The sequence below is a fragment of the Candidatus Blochmanniella chromaiodes str. 640 genome (assembly GCF_000331065.1).
Classification (GTDB): domain Bacteria; phylum Pseudomonadota; class Gammaproteobacteria; order Enterobacterales; family Enterobacteriaceae; genus Blochmanniella; species Blochmanniella pennsylvanica.
Genome location: NC_020075.1, coordinates 455,911 through 471,808, shown reverse-complemented (window position 1 = coordinate 471,808; position 15,898 = coordinate 455,911). Strand labels below are relative to the sequence as shown.

At 30.0% G+C, this 15,898-nt stretch carries 10 protein-coding genes; 9 read left to right on the top strand and 1 reads right to left on the bottom strand.

The genetic code is table 11. From position 1 onward, the window contains the following. Window positions 1-9 precede the first annotated feature (9 nt). Complete coding sequence (trxB, locus tag BCHRO640_RS01980) at window positions 10-966, bottom strand: thioredoxin-disulfide reductase (RefSeq protein ID WP_015344647.1); 957 nt, start codon at window positions 964-966, stop codon at window positions 10-12. A 637-nt stretch (window positions 967-1,603) separates the two neighbouring features. On the opposite strand from trxB, the gene BCHRO640_RS01975 reads away from it, so the two are divergent. The 9 genes from BCHRO640_RS01975 to lpxK all read left to right on the top strand — a co-directional run bounded on the left by BCHRO640_RS01975 (window position 1,604) and on the right by lpxK (window position 15,724). Further along, entirely contained in the window at window positions 1,604-3,985 is a 2,382-nt protein-coding gene (locus BCHRO640_RS01975; RefSeq protein WP_015344646.1) for a DNA translocase FtsK, read from the top strand. Window positions 3,986-4,102: 117 nt separating this feature from the next. Beyond that, entirely contained in the window at window positions 4,103-4,720 is a 618-nt protein-coding gene (lolA, locus tag BCHRO640_RS01970) for an outer membrane lipoprotein periplasmic chaperone LolA (RefSeq protein ID WP_015344645.1), read from the top strand. A 777-nt stretch (window positions 4,721-5,497) separates the two neighbouring features. After that, on the top strand, window positions 5,498-6,784 hold the full coding sequence (gene serS, locus BCHRO640_RS01965) for a serine--tRNA ligase (RefSeq protein ID WP_015344644.1): 1,287 nt from the start codon (window positions 5,498-5,500) through the stop codon (window positions 6,782-6,784). Window positions 6,785-7,119: 335 nt separating this feature from the next. Then, window positions 7,120-8,208, top strand: coding sequence for a 3-phosphoserine/phosphohydroxythreonine transaminase (gene serC, locus BCHRO640_RS01960; protein WP_015344643.1), 1,089 nt, complete (start codon window positions 7,120-7,122; stop codon window positions 8,206-8,208). A 130-nt stretch (window positions 8,209-8,338) separates the two neighbouring features. Next, entirely contained in the window at window positions 8,339-9,637 is a 1,299-nt protein-coding gene (gene aroA / locus BCHRO640_RS01955; protein WP_015344642.1) for a 3-phosphoshikimate 1-carboxyvinyltransferase, read from the top strand. A gap of 129 nt (window positions 9,638-9,766) precedes the next feature. After that, a complete protein-coding gene (gene cmk / locus BCHRO640_RS01950) occupies window positions 9,767-10,486 on the top strand; it encodes a (d)CMP kinase (protein WP_015344641.1) in 720 nt (239 codons plus the stop codon). Window positions 10,487-10,560: 74 nt separating this feature from the next. After that, window positions 10,561-12,255, top strand: a complete 1,695-nt coding sequence (rpsA, locus tag BCHRO640_RS01945) for a 30S ribosomal protein S1 (RefSeq protein WP_015344640.1) — start codon at window positions 10,561-10,563, stop codon at window positions 12,253-12,255. A 701-nt stretch (window positions 12,256-12,956) separates the two neighbouring features. Continuing rightward, window positions 12,957-14,711 carry a lipid A ABC transporter ATP-binding protein/permease MsbA gene (gene msbA / locus BCHRO640_RS01940; RefSeq protein ID WP_015344639.1) on the top strand — a complete coding sequence of 585 codons (1,755 nt, stop codon included), beginning with the start codon at window positions 12,957-12,959 and terminating at the stop codon, window positions 14,709-14,711. After that, a complete protein-coding gene (gene lpxK / locus BCHRO640_RS01935) occupies window positions 14,711-15,724 on the top strand; it encodes a tetraacyldisaccharide 4'-kinase (RefSeq protein WP_015344638.1) in 1,014 nt (337 codons plus the stop codon). Before msbA ends, lpxK begins: the two co-directional genes overlap by 1 nt. Window positions 15,725-15,898: the final 174 nt, after the last annotated feature.

The following is a 15,898-nucleotide window of genomic DNA, read 5'->3' as shown; positions in this document are numbered from 1 at the left end:
TTTGTTGTATTAATACATAATAGTAGATAAATAACGTTCAGCGTCTATTGCAGCCATACAACCTGATCCAGCTGCAGTAATTGCTTGACGATAGCTGTGATCCATAACGTCTCCTGCTGCAAATATACCTGGAATAGAGGTGGCAGTTGCGTTGCCATTCATACCGGAATGCACACAAATGTATCCATTGTTTAATACAAGTTGATCATTAAATATAGAAGTGTTTGGATTATATCCAATGGCAATAAATATACCTTGAAGATTTATTATGTGTTCCTTGTGTTGTTGTAGGTCTGTCATACATAAACCGGTAACATCTGTACCATTACCTAATATTTCTTTAACGATATGATTAGTATGCAAAACAACATTACCGCTGTGTACTTTATTCATAAGTCTATTAATTAATATTTTTTCTGCGCTAAATGTAGAACGACGGTGAATCAAATGAACCTTAGAAGCAATATTAGATAAATATAAACTTTCTTCTATTGCTGTATTACCGCCTCCAATAACTGCAACAATTTGTTTATTAAAAAAAAATCCATCACAAGTAGCACACGAAGATACTCCCTTTCCTTTATATTTTTCTTCAGAAGGTATACCAAGACTGCGAGCATATCCTCCTGTACTTATGATTAAAGCGTGACATGTATATTCATGTGTATTACCATATAAACAAAAAGGGTATTGTTTAAAATTTACTTTAAATATGTGGTCAGAGATAATTTCTGTGTGTAAAGAAACAGCGTGCGTATTCATACGATTCATTAATATAGGTCCGGTAAGATTTTTTGGATCTCCAGGCCAATTCTCTATATCTGTAGTAGTATTTAATTGACCTCCTATTTCTAATCCAGTGACTAATACAGGATTTAAATTAGCTCGTGCAGCATAAATAGCCGCGGTATATCCGGCGGGTCCTGCTCCTAATATGAGTAGTTTGCAATATTTTTTTATCACCATAATAATTGTATCTCCTTATATGTTGATTAAGTATATTGTAGTAAGCATTATATTTTTTGGTATGTAATATTAATAGAAAACAGATGCAATATTGTAATTTAAAATAAATTATTACTTAGTTTAGATCATTTTTATAAATTATATTTTTATATGTTATTTTTATGCACAGAAATATATTTTTAACGATATCAATGTTGGATTGGATACATAATTCCTATGTAGTTGAAAATAAGGATTTCAGTCAAAACTACAAATTTGTCATTATATAATAAAATTACTGTAATTAATACTAACTCATACAAAAAATTGTATGTATTTGCGAGATATGCATGCAATATGCATGCAAGCGTTTTATACAAAATTAAAAGTATTTTTTAATTTTATTAGGATTTTGATTTTTGTTAAAGATATATATGTGTTGAAGTAATATATTTAAAACATTATTTGTTTATAATTTTATAAATTAGAGTATATACATAGCATGTATATTGAATCTATGACACAATGATATTGTGTGTAATTATTTATATGAATTAACAGTATTATTATTATTCAAATATAAATGCAATACTTGATATAAATAAAACGATTATTACATAAGAAATTATTATCAATATTTAAGCAAGAGATATCTTCAGTGATTAATGTTATATTGATTGGTATAAGTATAACTTTATTATATTTAATTATCTCTTTAATTAGTTTTAATCCTGCAGATCCTGGCTGGCTACAGACTATTTGGGATGGATCTATTCATAATGTTGGAGGTATGTTAGGAGCGAAAATTTCTGATTTCTTATTTTTTATTTTTGGTATTCCAGTTTATATAATTCCGTTATTTCTGTTCTTTTATCTTTGGAAGATTTGTGTGCAGGGTATGCGTATTACTGTTTTTATTTTTATATTTAAATTAATAGGTATATTGATATTATTATTCGCGTGTTGTGGATTAGCTCATATAACAATCGATAATTTTTTTTATTTTTCTTCTGGTGGCATAGTAGGAAGCATATCGTATGATATTATTTCATCTTATGAAAAAATGACTCATCATGTCAGTATAATTTTATTTTTTTTAATTGGAATTATTGATATTATAGTGTTTTTTAATAAATTTTTTTGGATGATTTTAAAAACTATTAAGAATCAATTATTTAATTATTTACGTTATTTAAGCGCATTATTTTTTTGTAAAAAAAAATATCGATATCAATTTATTCATCAAAAATCGTGTACTAAACGACTCATGTATCCATTGGTTTTTTCTACACAGGATCCTAATTTTTTTAAAAATTTTAAAAATGATTTATTAAACATACAAATCATCCCTGATGTATCTAAAAATATTAGCAGATCTACTAAGCAATGTAATCCTATTTTAAAAAATAATTTTTTTAAAATGAAATGCATTTCAGCAATAAAGATATTTAGTCAGGGTCTCAATTTTATTGAGCGCTTTTTATTTTGTTCTAAATTACGGATAAGCAAGGCAGGTTGCAATTATTATCAAAAAAAATATGTGACTAATGTTGTTTCTAAAGGAAAAAATTGTTTTGTAAAAATTAATAAATTTGACAAAACAATTTGCAGTAGCAATAACAATATACATTATGTTGACAAAAGAGAACAAAAAAATAATGTATCTTTGATACAAGATTTAAATGTAATACGTACTGATAGAAATAATATTGATCAAAAAATTCCCATTTTTGTTAAAAAAAACATAAAAAAATATGTACCCTTATTTAAATGTAAAAAAGTTCCCATGGAGCATCCTACTTTATATTATGACAATCGCGTTGCTACTTTCCCAGATATTGACTTATTGACTACATCTTCTTCAGAAAAAACAACGACAGATTTCTTGGAATTAAAAAGAATTTCTCAATTGCTAGAATCGAAATTACTAGAATATCACATTATAGCAAATGTGGCTAATATTGTTCCTGGCCCGGTAATTACTAGATTTGAGTTGAATTTATCACCGGGTATAAAATCATCAAGAATTTCTAATTTATCACGCGATTTAGCTCGTGTTTTATACACAAATTCTGTTAAAGTGATAGATGTAATTCCGGGTACTCCATATGTTGGATTAGAAATTCCTAATAAACAGCGTAAAACAGTATATCTAGGAGATATTATTGGTTCAGATCAGTTTAGGAATATCAATACTCCATTAGCGTTGGTTCTGGGACAGGATACAGCTGGACAGCCGTTAATTGTAGATCTTAAATCCCTGCCTCATTTATTAGTTGCTGGCACTACTGGATCAGGTAAATCTGTTGGCATTAATACTATGATTATTAGTCTTTTATATAAGGCTACGCCAGAAGAAGTGCGTTTTATTATGATTGATCCTAAAATTTTAGAATTATCAATATATTCAGGTATTCCTCATCTTTTAAAACAAATTATTACCAATACACAAGAAGTTTATGAAGTATTACAATGGTGTGTAAAAGAAATGGAGCGTCGTTATAAACTGATGGCTACGCTCAGTGTCCGGAATTTAGAAAATTATAACAGCCATATAACGCAATTTTATTCTAAAGAATATGTAACAAACAATATTATCAGTAAATACGTGAATAATAATACCGCATCTTGTTCTAATACATTAGACAAATTACCTTATATTGTAATTATTGTAGATGAATTTTCAGATTTGATGATGACTACAACAAAAAAAGTGGAAGAATTAGTTATTCGTTTAACACAAAAGGCTCGCGCTGCTGGGATTCATGTAATATTAGCAACCCAAAGACCGTCAGTGGATGTAATTACTGGAGTAATTAAAGCAAATATTCCAGCTCGTATAGCTTTTACTGTATCAAGTAAAATAGATTCTCGTACTATTCTTGATCAATCCGGAGCAGAATCCTTATTAGGTATGGGCGATATGTTATATTTAGGGCCTCACTCTTCCATGGCTACTCGGGTACATGGAGCCTTCATAGAAGATCAAGAAATAGATGCAGTAGTTAATTTTTGGAAAAATCAAACGATTAGTTCATGATCCTTTCTGAATAATCAGCATTATTATATCTCGTATAGGAATATATATACAGATATATAATGTTGTTGTTTATTTAAACAAATATATAATGATAATGGAGGAGATAATTAATTCAGAATGATGAAACAGACAATATATGCTGTTTTTTTAAACGTTATAATAGCTATTACAGTAGTAGCTGATGATACATCTTTTTTTGTTTTACAAAATCGCCTTAAAAAAATAAATAATTTTTATGTACATTTTATTCAGAAAGTTGTTAACTCTGATAACAATGTGGTGTTAGAATACCATGGAGAATTATGGATAAAACGTCCTAATTTGTTTAATTGGCACATGATATCTCCTGAAGAAAATTTTTTAATATCTGATGGGAAAACACTTTGGTTTTATATTCCTTCTATCAAGCAAGTTACTGCGTATCGGTTGCAAAATTTTTCTGATAATATTTTTTTTATGTTGTTTTCTAGTAACAATGTATATGAATGGAATGAATATACTGTATCTCAAAAAGGGGATTTTTTTCATTTAATACCAATAAGTAACAATTTTACTTTAAAAGAATGTAGAATTAAAATTACTGATCAGGGTATAATCGAGAAATTTAGTATTTTCGAAGAAAAAGGACAACGTGTAGATTATTGTTTATTAGATCAAAATAATAATGACATTGATATAAGTAAGTTTTATTTTGCTCCCTCTAAGGACATTGAACTAGATGATCAAAGAAAATAATATCTATTAGATAATTAATTTAAATTTCTGTTAAATAAATAAGAAAAATTGTTTTTTATGTGAGATATATATCAAAAATCATATAAGACACTGTTCAGTTAATTTTTATTGATATGTTGTAAGAAGTTTGACGTGTATCGTGTTATCTATAAATAAAAGAAATTTGGAAAATGTTATAGTCTAGACATTCCATAATAATAAAACGTATTTGATTATTATTGTATTGGTTCTATATTAGTTTTCACGAAATATTAACAGATTGCGTATTTTGTATCATTGAAAAATAATGGGAGTGTTATTATGAAAATATATATGATTTTAAAAGTCATATATATGATATATATCTTTGTTCTTTAATAAAGATGTAGTAAATTTATTGGAATTGCTTTCAAGTGATCACCTATATAATATATAGGTGTGTTTATATATGAGGGAGGTATTGTTTTTAAAAAAGAATCAAAAATACTATAAAGTAGTGCTACTGTATGTAGTATACAAATGTATTTTTGTACAAACATTGATTTTAGATATTTTGCAAGAATCAAATTAGATAGGTTAGAAAAGCGCATATATGCACTTGAAAAAATATCATTAACATAATAAATCGTGAGATTTTACATTTGGTATAGTGCAATTATATGATATTGTGGATTGTAATAAATAATAATATGGTATGAATTTATCATAATAGTGTAAATTTGTTGTAGTTGTGAAAAAATATATTATTAGTAAAACTAGAATATGATAAAACGAATAGAATAATAGTATAGGTTAGATATGATTGATCCCAATTTATTGCGCAGTAATCTTGATTTAGTTGCTAAAAAGCTTGCTCGCAGAAAGTTTATATTAAATATTAATAAATTTCGTCAGCAAGAGAGTTTGCGAAAAATTTTACAAGAGAAAACTGAAAGTTTACAGACTGAACGTAAAGCTAAAGCTAAAATTATAGGAGTAGCTAAGTCTCGTGGAGAAGATGTAGAGTTTTTATGTCAAGAAGCACATGTTTTAGGAAAAAAATTAACTTCTCTTAAACTTGAAAATAAAGCATTAAAAAACAGGATCAAACAATTTGAGTTATCTTTACCGAATATTCCAGATGATCAAGTGCCTTATGGATTTAGAGATCAAGATAATTTAGAAATTATGCGTTGGGGTAAGCCGGGTCAATATAATTTTCCAATACGGGATCATGTAGCATTGGGCGCATTAACTAATGGTTTAGATTTTTCTAATGCAACAAAATTAACTGGATCACGTTTTATTGTAATGAAAGGACAAATAGCGCATTTGCATCGCGCTTTGTCTCAATTTATGATAGATTTGCATGTTAAACGTCATGGATATGAAGAGTATTATTTACCATATTTAGTAAATCAAGACTCTTTATATGGTGCAGGTCAATTACCAAAATTTTATGAAGACTTGTTTCATATTCAACACTTACAATCTGGAACTAATCCATACGCATTAATACCTACCGCTGAAGTACCTTTAATAAATTTAGTTCGTGATGTAATTCTTGATGAAGAAGAATTACCCATTAAGATGGTTGCTCATACTCCATGTTTCCGTTATGAAGCAGGATCATATGGTCATCATACTCGTGGATTAATTAGGATGCATCAATTTGATAAAGTTGAAATGGTTCAAGTAGTACATCCAGATAAATCTATGCAGATCTTAGAAGAAATAACTAGTCACGCGGAACAAGTATTGCAACTACTTAAATTACCATATAGGAAAATATTATTATGCACAGGAAATATTGGATTTTCTTCTTGCAAAACATATGATTTGGAAGTATGGCTTCCAGCATATAATGCTTATTGCGAGGTTTCTTCTTGTTCAAATGTTGGAGATTTTCAGGCGCGTCGTATAAGAGCGCGATATAAAGGAAGAATGCATAGAAAAGCGAGATTATTGCATACTTTAAATGCTTCCGGAGTAGCAATAGGTCGAGCATTGGCAGCGGTGCTTGAAAATTATCAATTAGAAGATGGACGTGTGGCGATTCCTTCGGTACTATCTCCTTATATGAGTGATATAACACATATTAATTGAATATTAATCTTTAAATACAGGTTTTTGATTTCATTAATTTTATTATTTTATTAAATAAATAAATGTATCATAATATTTATTATGAGTAACTAGATCATTGAATTAAAGATAATAATAAGAAAATTCATTATTTTGATAAAAAATTTTGTTTTGTTTATTGCGCTTAACAATGTTGCTTATGCTAAAATAATAGTTTTCATTTTGTTATATTAAATGAAAATTTCAATATAGTATGTTACTTAAAATTATTTTATATTTTTAATTGTCGTTTCAACAATAGTTCATTATGAAGGATACTGTTTTAATTAATTTAATTATTTATGATCGATCATGATATGAATGAAGTATTTAATTTTAGCGCGGGTCCAGCGATGTTGCCGAAACAAGTTTTAAGGCAAGTTAAAGAAGAATTATATAGTTGGAATAATATGGGCATCTCCGTCATAGAGATAAGTCATCGTAGTGAAGAATTTTTGCAATTAATGCAAGAAGCGAAACAAGACATGCGTGATCTTCTTGATATTCCAGAAAATTATGAAGTTTTATTTTGTCATGGTGGAGCGCGTGCACAATTTTCTGCGATTCCTATGAATTTATTAAAAACATCTTCAGAAAGAGTTGATTATATAATAACTGGGTATTGGGCATACAACGCAGCAATAGAAGCAAAAAAATATTGTAATCCACGTATAATTAATGTGGTCGGCGAAAAAAATGGACTACATAATATTCAACCTATATCTAAATGGGATGTTTCTGAAAATAGTCCGTATATTCATTATTGTCCTAATGAAACTATTGATGGAATATCTGTATATGATACTCCAAATTTTTCTGATAAAATAGTGGTAGCGGATTGTTCTTCAACTTTATTTTCGGGCCCACTGAATATAAATCGTTTTGGTATAATTTATGCTACGGCTCAAAAAAACATTGGCATATCTGGTTTGACTGTGATAATTATCAGAAAAGATTTATTGAAAGAACCTTGCCTAGTAGTCCCGTCTATTTTAAATTATAAAATTTTAGCTGATAATTTCTCAATGTTTAATACGCCTGTCACTATGTCCTGGTACGTTGCTAGTTTGATGTTTAAATGGTTGAAAACACAAGGAGGCTTAAAGGAAATTAATAAACGTAATCAAGAAAAATCAGCCCTTTTATATGACGCTATTGATTCTAGCAATTTCTATTATAATAATATTAGTCTATCTAATCGTTCATATATGAACATCCCTTTTTTTTTAAAAAACAGTAAATTAAATGATCTTTTTTTAAAAGAATCAATATCTTTCGGATTACATGGTTTGAAAGGACATAAAGTAGTGGGGGGTATGCGCGCATCTTTATATAATGCCATGACATTAGAAGGTGTAAAAAAATTAATTAGATTTATGAAATTATTTTCTGAAAAATATCGCTAATTAGATTCAATCGATTGCTATATTCATATGTTAAATAGTTAAATACAATCACATATTATTATTGTAAATGGTGTATTATGGGCTATTAATTTCAAAAATCAAATATTTTTATATAAAAAGTTGGTGAAAAGTGAATGATTTTATCAAATTAGCTCCTATAAAAAAAATACAGGGAACCATCCATCTTCCTGGTTCTAAAAGTATATCAAATCGAGCATTGTTATTAGCAGCTCAAGCTACAGGTACTACTCAGTTAACTAATTTGTTGGATAGTGATGATGTGCGTTGTATGCTGGATGCTTTACGTAATCTAGGAGTATCATATTGTCTTTCAAATAATAGAAAAACTTGCGAAATTAATGGTATTGGTGGTCCGATTCAATCAAAAAATAACAATCAACTAATTTTGTCTTTGGGAAATGCCGGGACTGTTATGAGACCTCTTATTGCGGCATTGTCTGTACAGACTCAAAATATCGTGCTCACCGGTCATCCTCGTATGAAAGATAGACCGATTGCACACTTAGTAGATGCCTTAAGACAAGGAGGAGCGCGTATTGAGTATATGGAACGTAATGGTTACCCTCCCATACGATTGTATGGAGGGTATTATGGAGGCGAAATTTTTATTAAAGGGAGTATTTCTAGTCAATTTTTGTCATCTGTGCTCATGATGGCGCCATTAGCGTATCGAGATACTTTCATTAAAGTGGACGGAGCATTAGTATCCAGACCATATATTGATATAACTTTGTCTCTTATGAAAATTTTTGGAATCAACATACAACATGATAATTATCGTGTTTTTTATTGTAAAGGAAATATGGCATATCAATCACCTGGAGATTATTTAGTGGAAGGAGATGCCTCAAGTGCTTCTTATTTTTTAGCAGCATCAGCTATTCGAGGGGGTACGGTTCGAGTTATAGGAGTTGGTCGTAATAGTAAACAAGGAGATATTTATTTTGCGAATATATTAGAAAGTATGGGAGCAAAGATTGCATGGGGTGATAATTATATAGAGTGTACTCGTGGAGCTGATCTGAATGCTGTTGATTTAGATGTTAATAATATTCCAGATGCAGCAATGACTCTTGCTATTACTGCATTATTTTCTATTAATGGTCCTACGATATTACGTAATATTTATAATTGGAGAGTTAAAGAAAGCGATCGATTAGCGGCAATGGCTACCGAGTTACGTAAAATAGGGGCGGAGATTGTGGAAGGTTATGATTATTTACAAATTACTCCTCCAGTTAAAATAGAATCAGCTTACATTAATACTTATGATGATCATCGCATAGCGATGTGTTTTTCTTTGGTGGCATTATCGGATGTTTCTATTATAATTAATAATCCTAAGTGTACCAATAAAACTTTTCCGGATTTTTTTACACAATTATCTAGTATTAGTGTATTGCAATAAGTATTCTATACAGTGTGATATTCATATATAATCTAAATTGCACATATGAAATCATGATCATTAAATTTTATTAAGATATTAAAAATAATCATTTATATAGTGAATTTTGTGCGCTGCAAGGGGATAATTGTGAACAATATATTTCCAGTTATTACTATTGATGGCCCAAGTGGAGTAGGGAAAGGGACTTTATCTAGGAGATTAGCAAAAATTCTTGGATGGAATTTATTGGATTCGGGAGTGATTTATCGAGTGTTAGCATTAGCAGCTTTAGAAAATAAAATTGATATTAATCGTGAAGAAAAAGTAGCAGTACTTGCGGAAGAGATACAGATAAGTTTTATAAATAGAAAAAATAATTTTTTTGTATCCTTTAATGGTAAAGAAATTAAAAGGGATATTTATACAGAAACTATAGGAAATTATGCATCTAAAATTGCTGTTTTTTCGAAGGTACGTAAAAATTTGTTGACATATCAACGTACGTTTTGTCGATGTCCAGGACTTGTTGCTGATGGGCGGGATATGGGAACAGTAGTATTTCCTAATGCGGAATTGAAAATTTTTCTTTATGCTTCTTTTGAGGAAAGAGAGCGCCGTAGATTACATCAGTTGCAGAAAAAAAACTTTGGTGTTAATTTTAAGTTTTTATTCTCACAAATAAGAGAACGAGATGCGCGTGATTATAATCGACAATCGGCACCGTTAACGCCCGCAATTGATTCATTAATGTTAGATTCTACTCATTTATCTGCTGAAGAAGTAAAATCTAAAGTACTTATGTATATTAGAGAGAGTCTAGTATTCTCATCGAGAGTACTATATAATACTACGCATAATCAAGGATAGTTATGATATATTTGTTATAACTCCATCAAACATGGAGTGTGGTGGATGTTAATTGAAAATTGAAGATTATAAAAATGACAGAATCGTTTGCTCAGCTATTTGAAGAATCTTTAAAAAAAGTAGAAACTTGTCCTGGATCCATTGTTCGTGGAGTTGTTGTTGCTATTTTTAAAGATATTGTGTTAGTCGACGCAGGATTAAAATCAGAATCTGCTATTCCTATTGAGCAATTTTATAATGCTCAAGGAGAATTAGAGATTTCAATTGGTGATTATGTTGATGTTACATTAGATGCAGTAGAAGATGGGTTTGGGGAGACTGTTTTATCTCGTGAAAAAGCAAAACGTTACGAATCTTGGGTATTATTAGAAAAAGCACACCAAAATATGACCACTGTTACAGGTATTATTAACGGAAAAGTAAAAGGAGGATTTACTGTTGAGCTAAATGGCGTACGCGCTTTTTTACCTGGTTCTTTGGTAGATGTTAAACCAATACGTGACACTTCATTTTTAGAAGGGCAAGCATTTGAATTTAAAGTAATTAAATTAGATCATAAACGCAATAATGTTGTAGTGTCGCGTCGCGCAGTGATTGAATCTGAAAATAGTGTTGAACGTGATCAATTGTTAAATCAATTACATGAAGGAATAGAAATTAGAGGGGTAGTTAAAAATTTAACTGATTATGGCGCTTTTATTGACTTAGGAGGCGTAGATGGGTTGTTACACATTACTGACATGGCATGGAAACGCGTTAAACATCCTAGTGATATAGTAAATGTTGGAGATGAAATTATTGTTAAAGTATTAAGATTCGACAGAGAGCGTATTCGAGTATCTTTGGGTCTAAAGCAATTAGGAGAAGATCCATGGGCGGCTATTGTTCAACGCCACAAGGAAGGAAGTAAATTGATAGGACAAGTAACTAATTTAACTGATTATGGATGTTTTATTGAAATTGAAGATGGAGTAGAAGGATTAGTACATGTATCCGAGATGGATTGGACTAATAAAAATATTCATCCTTCTAAAGTAGTGACGGTAGGAGAATCTGTTGAAGTAATGGTATTAGATATTGACAAAGAACGCCGAAGAATTTCTTTAGGATTAAAACAATGTAAAATTAATCCATGGCAGAAGTTTTCAGATATGTATAATCGAGGTGATCGGGTTATGGGCAGGATAAAATCGATTACCGATTTTGGTATTTTTATAGGATTAGAAGGAGGAATTGACGGTTTGGTGCATCTTTCTGATATTTCTTGGTATTTATCTAATGAAGAGGCTGTAAATAAGTACAAAAAGGGTGACGAAATAATTGCTGTAGTCCTTCAAGTAGATGCAGAACGCGAACGTATTTCTTTAGGTATAAAACAGTTAACGGAGGATCCTTTAAATGTGTATTTATCTGCTCATAAAAAAGGAAGTATAGTATCTGGAAAGATTCTTTCTATAGATGAAAAAGGGGGGGTTACTGTCATATTGGATGATAATATGGTGATTGGTTATTTATCTATTCCTGCTGTATCAAATAATAAATCTACTCATAAAAAAACATATATATCATTACACATAGGCAATGATATATTAGCAACGCTAGATGGAGTAGATCGTAAAAATAGAATCGTCAATTTATCTGCATGTAATATATGTGATTCAATTCAAAAATCAGAAGTCAACATTATTGACAATCATATCAAAGAGAAAGATCAGAATTTTTCTAGTGTCATGGTTGAAGCATTTAAAGCGGCAACTAAGAATGAGTAATTATTTTTTATTAAATAATTTTTATATATAATTTATTAATATGTTAGACTGGGTCAGTTATAGGTAACAATAAATAAACTAATTAAATAAATATTTTAATATTTATATATGATATCTATATAGAATTTTAATATAGTTGTGGGGTAGTTAAATTAGTCGTGGTTATAATTGAATTGAGGATTATATATTAGATATAATGAGGTTACTACTTGAGTAGATAAAAAGAATTAAATTTTAATGTTGTGTACTTATTTTATTTTGAAATAAGTTGTCCTAGTTGTTGATTAGTGAAAGTGATAAAAATTTGATTTAATATTAAAAATAGAATAGTATGTATAAGCAAGTTTTGTTTATTTATTTAAGTTCTCTTAATTTAATGTTGTCATATCATTGGTGTTGATAGTAAGGTTTTACAATAAAATAGTTAATATATATGAATGAGCATTAAATTCTTTTTCATCGTTAAAATCACATTTAATCACACAGATTATTAGATATACTAAAGATTAGGAATACGTTTGTATATTATTCAAAAATAATATTTATATATAATAGATATAGTAGTTTTTATTTTTATGCGTATTTATGTTGTAAGATTTTCACGAACATTAGTATATTTGAAGTATTCGATATTTCTAGTATGTTGATTGCGATGTATTCGTATGTTTCGTATGAAATAAATTATGACTGCAGGGACATAAATGTTGCAGTACAATAAAAATCATTCTTCTACTTGGCAAACTTTTCGTCGTCTCTGGCCAATAATTTTTCCTTTTAGAGTAGGATTAGTTGTTGCTTCTATTACTCTGATTTTGAATGCAACAAGTGATGCTTTAATGTTAGCTTTATTAAAACCTTTACTTGATGATGGATTTGGAAAAGCTAATAGAGATGTATTTGTGTGGATGCCGTTGGCTTTAGTAGGATTAATGGGTATTCGCGGTTTTAGTGGTTTTGTATCTACTTATTGCATATCATGGGTATCCGGAAAAGTAGTAATGCAAATGAGGCGTGCATTGTTTAAACATATTATGAATATGCCGGTTTCATTTTTTGTAAAACAATCTACTGGTACATTAGTATCTAGAATTACTTATGATTCCGATCAAGTTGCTTCTTCTTCTTCTGGAGCTTTGGTTACTGTTATTCGAGAAGGAGCATCTATTATTGGTTTATGTATAATGATGTTTTATTATAGTTGGCAATTATCATTAATTTTAGTGTTAATTGCGCCAATAGTATCCATCACTATTAAGCTTGTTTCTCATAGATTTAGAACAATCAGTAAGAAGATGCAGAGCGCCATGGGCCAACTAACCAGCAGCGCCGAACAAATGCTGCAAGGACACAAAGAAGTATTAATATTTGGAGGGCAACACACAGAAAAAGATAGATTTAACTGCGTCAGTAATCGTATGAGACAACAAAGTATGAAGATGGTGCAAACTTCATCTATTTTTGATCCATTGATTCAATGTGTCGCATCATTAGCATTAGCATTTGTGTTGTACGCTGCTAGCATTCCAAGTGTTATGGAAATGCTTACTGCTGGGACTATTACTGTTATTTTTTCATCTATGATAGTTTTGATGAAACCATTAAAGTCTTTGACTAATGTCAGCGCTCAATTTCAACGTGGAATGGCAGCTTGTCAAACTTTATTTTCCATATTAGATTTAGAAACAGAAAAAGATCAAGGCATACTCGATATCACACGGGTACAGGGACATATTATTTTTGATGATGTTACTTTTTTTTATCCTGAAAAAAATACACCATCGCTTTATAAAATCAATTTTTCTATTGAAGCAGGAAAAACTGTTGCTTTGGTAGGTCGATCTGGTTCTGGAAAATCTACTATCGTAAATTTATTAACTCGTTTTTATGATATAGATAAAGGACGTATATTGCTTGATGGTTTTAATTTAAATGATTATAAACTTGCTTCGTTGCGTAATCAAATAGCTATGGTATCCCAAAACGTTCATTTATTTAATGATACTATTGCAAACAATATTGCGTACGCTCGCAGAAATTTTTATTCTAGAGAATCTATTGAAACTGCAGCGCGTATGGCATGTGCTATGGATTTTATTTCTCAAATGAAAAACGGATTAGATACTATTATAGGAGAAAATGGGATACTATTATCTAGCGGCCAACGTCAACGTATTGCAATTGCACGTGCTTTGTTACGGGATTGTCCTATTTTAATTTTCGATGAAGCTACTTCTGCTTTAGATTCTGCTTCAGAGCACATTATTCATAAATCTCTTGATACGTTAAAAAAAAATAGAACATCCTTGATTATAGCTCATCGTTTATCTACCATTGAAAATGCGGATGAAATATTGGTAATTGAAAATGGTTATATTATGGAACGTGGCGTGCATAAGGTTTTGATACGTCGCCAAGGGATTTATGCTCAATTATATAAATTGCAATTTTCTTCTTAATGTTTGATCGTATTTGGTTTAAATCATCGTTTTTTTATTTATTTTTATTGCCATTTTCTTGGTTATACGGTGTAATCAGTACACTGAATCGTATTAGTTATCAGTATGGATGGCGAAAAGTATATCGATTTTCGGTACCAATAATAATTATTGGTAATTTAACAATTGGAGGAAACGGGAAAACTCCGATGGTATTATGGTTAGTAGAGCACTTGAAACGTCGTGGTTGGAAGGTTGGGGTAATTTCAAGAGGATATAAAGGTAAATCGAATAATTATCCAATAATTGTTAATATGAATAGCCATAGTGAGGAATGTGGTGATGAGCCAATGTTAATTTGGAAACGAACTGGAGTATCGGTCGCTGTTTCTCCAAAACGTGCTGATGCAGTTGCTGCATTATTGAGAAAACAACAATTGGATATCATAATAAGTGATGATGGATTACAACATTATGCACTTTTTAGGGATATAGAATGGGTAATAGTTAATAGTGTGCTTCGATTTGGAAATGGTTGTTGGTTACCAGCAGGTCCCATGCGCGAACGCATTAATAGACTTCATACAGTGCAAGCGATTATTGCAAATGGATCAGAAGTAGGAATACAATCTGGAGAAGTATTAATGCAGTTATTTCCTATCGCTGTAGTCAATATATTGACGGGAGAGCGTAAACCTCTTTATTTTTTAAATAATGTTGTAGCTATAGCAGGGATTGGGTATCCTACACAATTTTTTGATACTTTACGAAGTTATGGGATCATTCCGATCAGATCGATTTCATTTTCTGATCATCACGTGTATTCTGAAAAAATGTTAACATCCCTTACTAAAAAAGATGAGATATTACTAATGACCGAAAAAGATGCAGTTAAATGTATAGATTTTGCTCACGATAATTGGTGGTACGTGCATACAGAAGTAAAAATCAATAAGATAGATACGCATAATTTATTGCGCATGGTGGAAAATAAGATTAGATATTATAAGGGTTCAAGATACAATGTACAGTAATTATATTTTTACAACAATATGATAACCATGTAGGAGAAAGATTAAAAAAATAATATTTTAAGTGTGGTTTTATATATAACATTGTCATATATAAAAAATAAATTATTTAAATGATAAAATTATTATTATAAACTATAGAATAGATATAATAGTTTTGTTGTATACAATATGTAT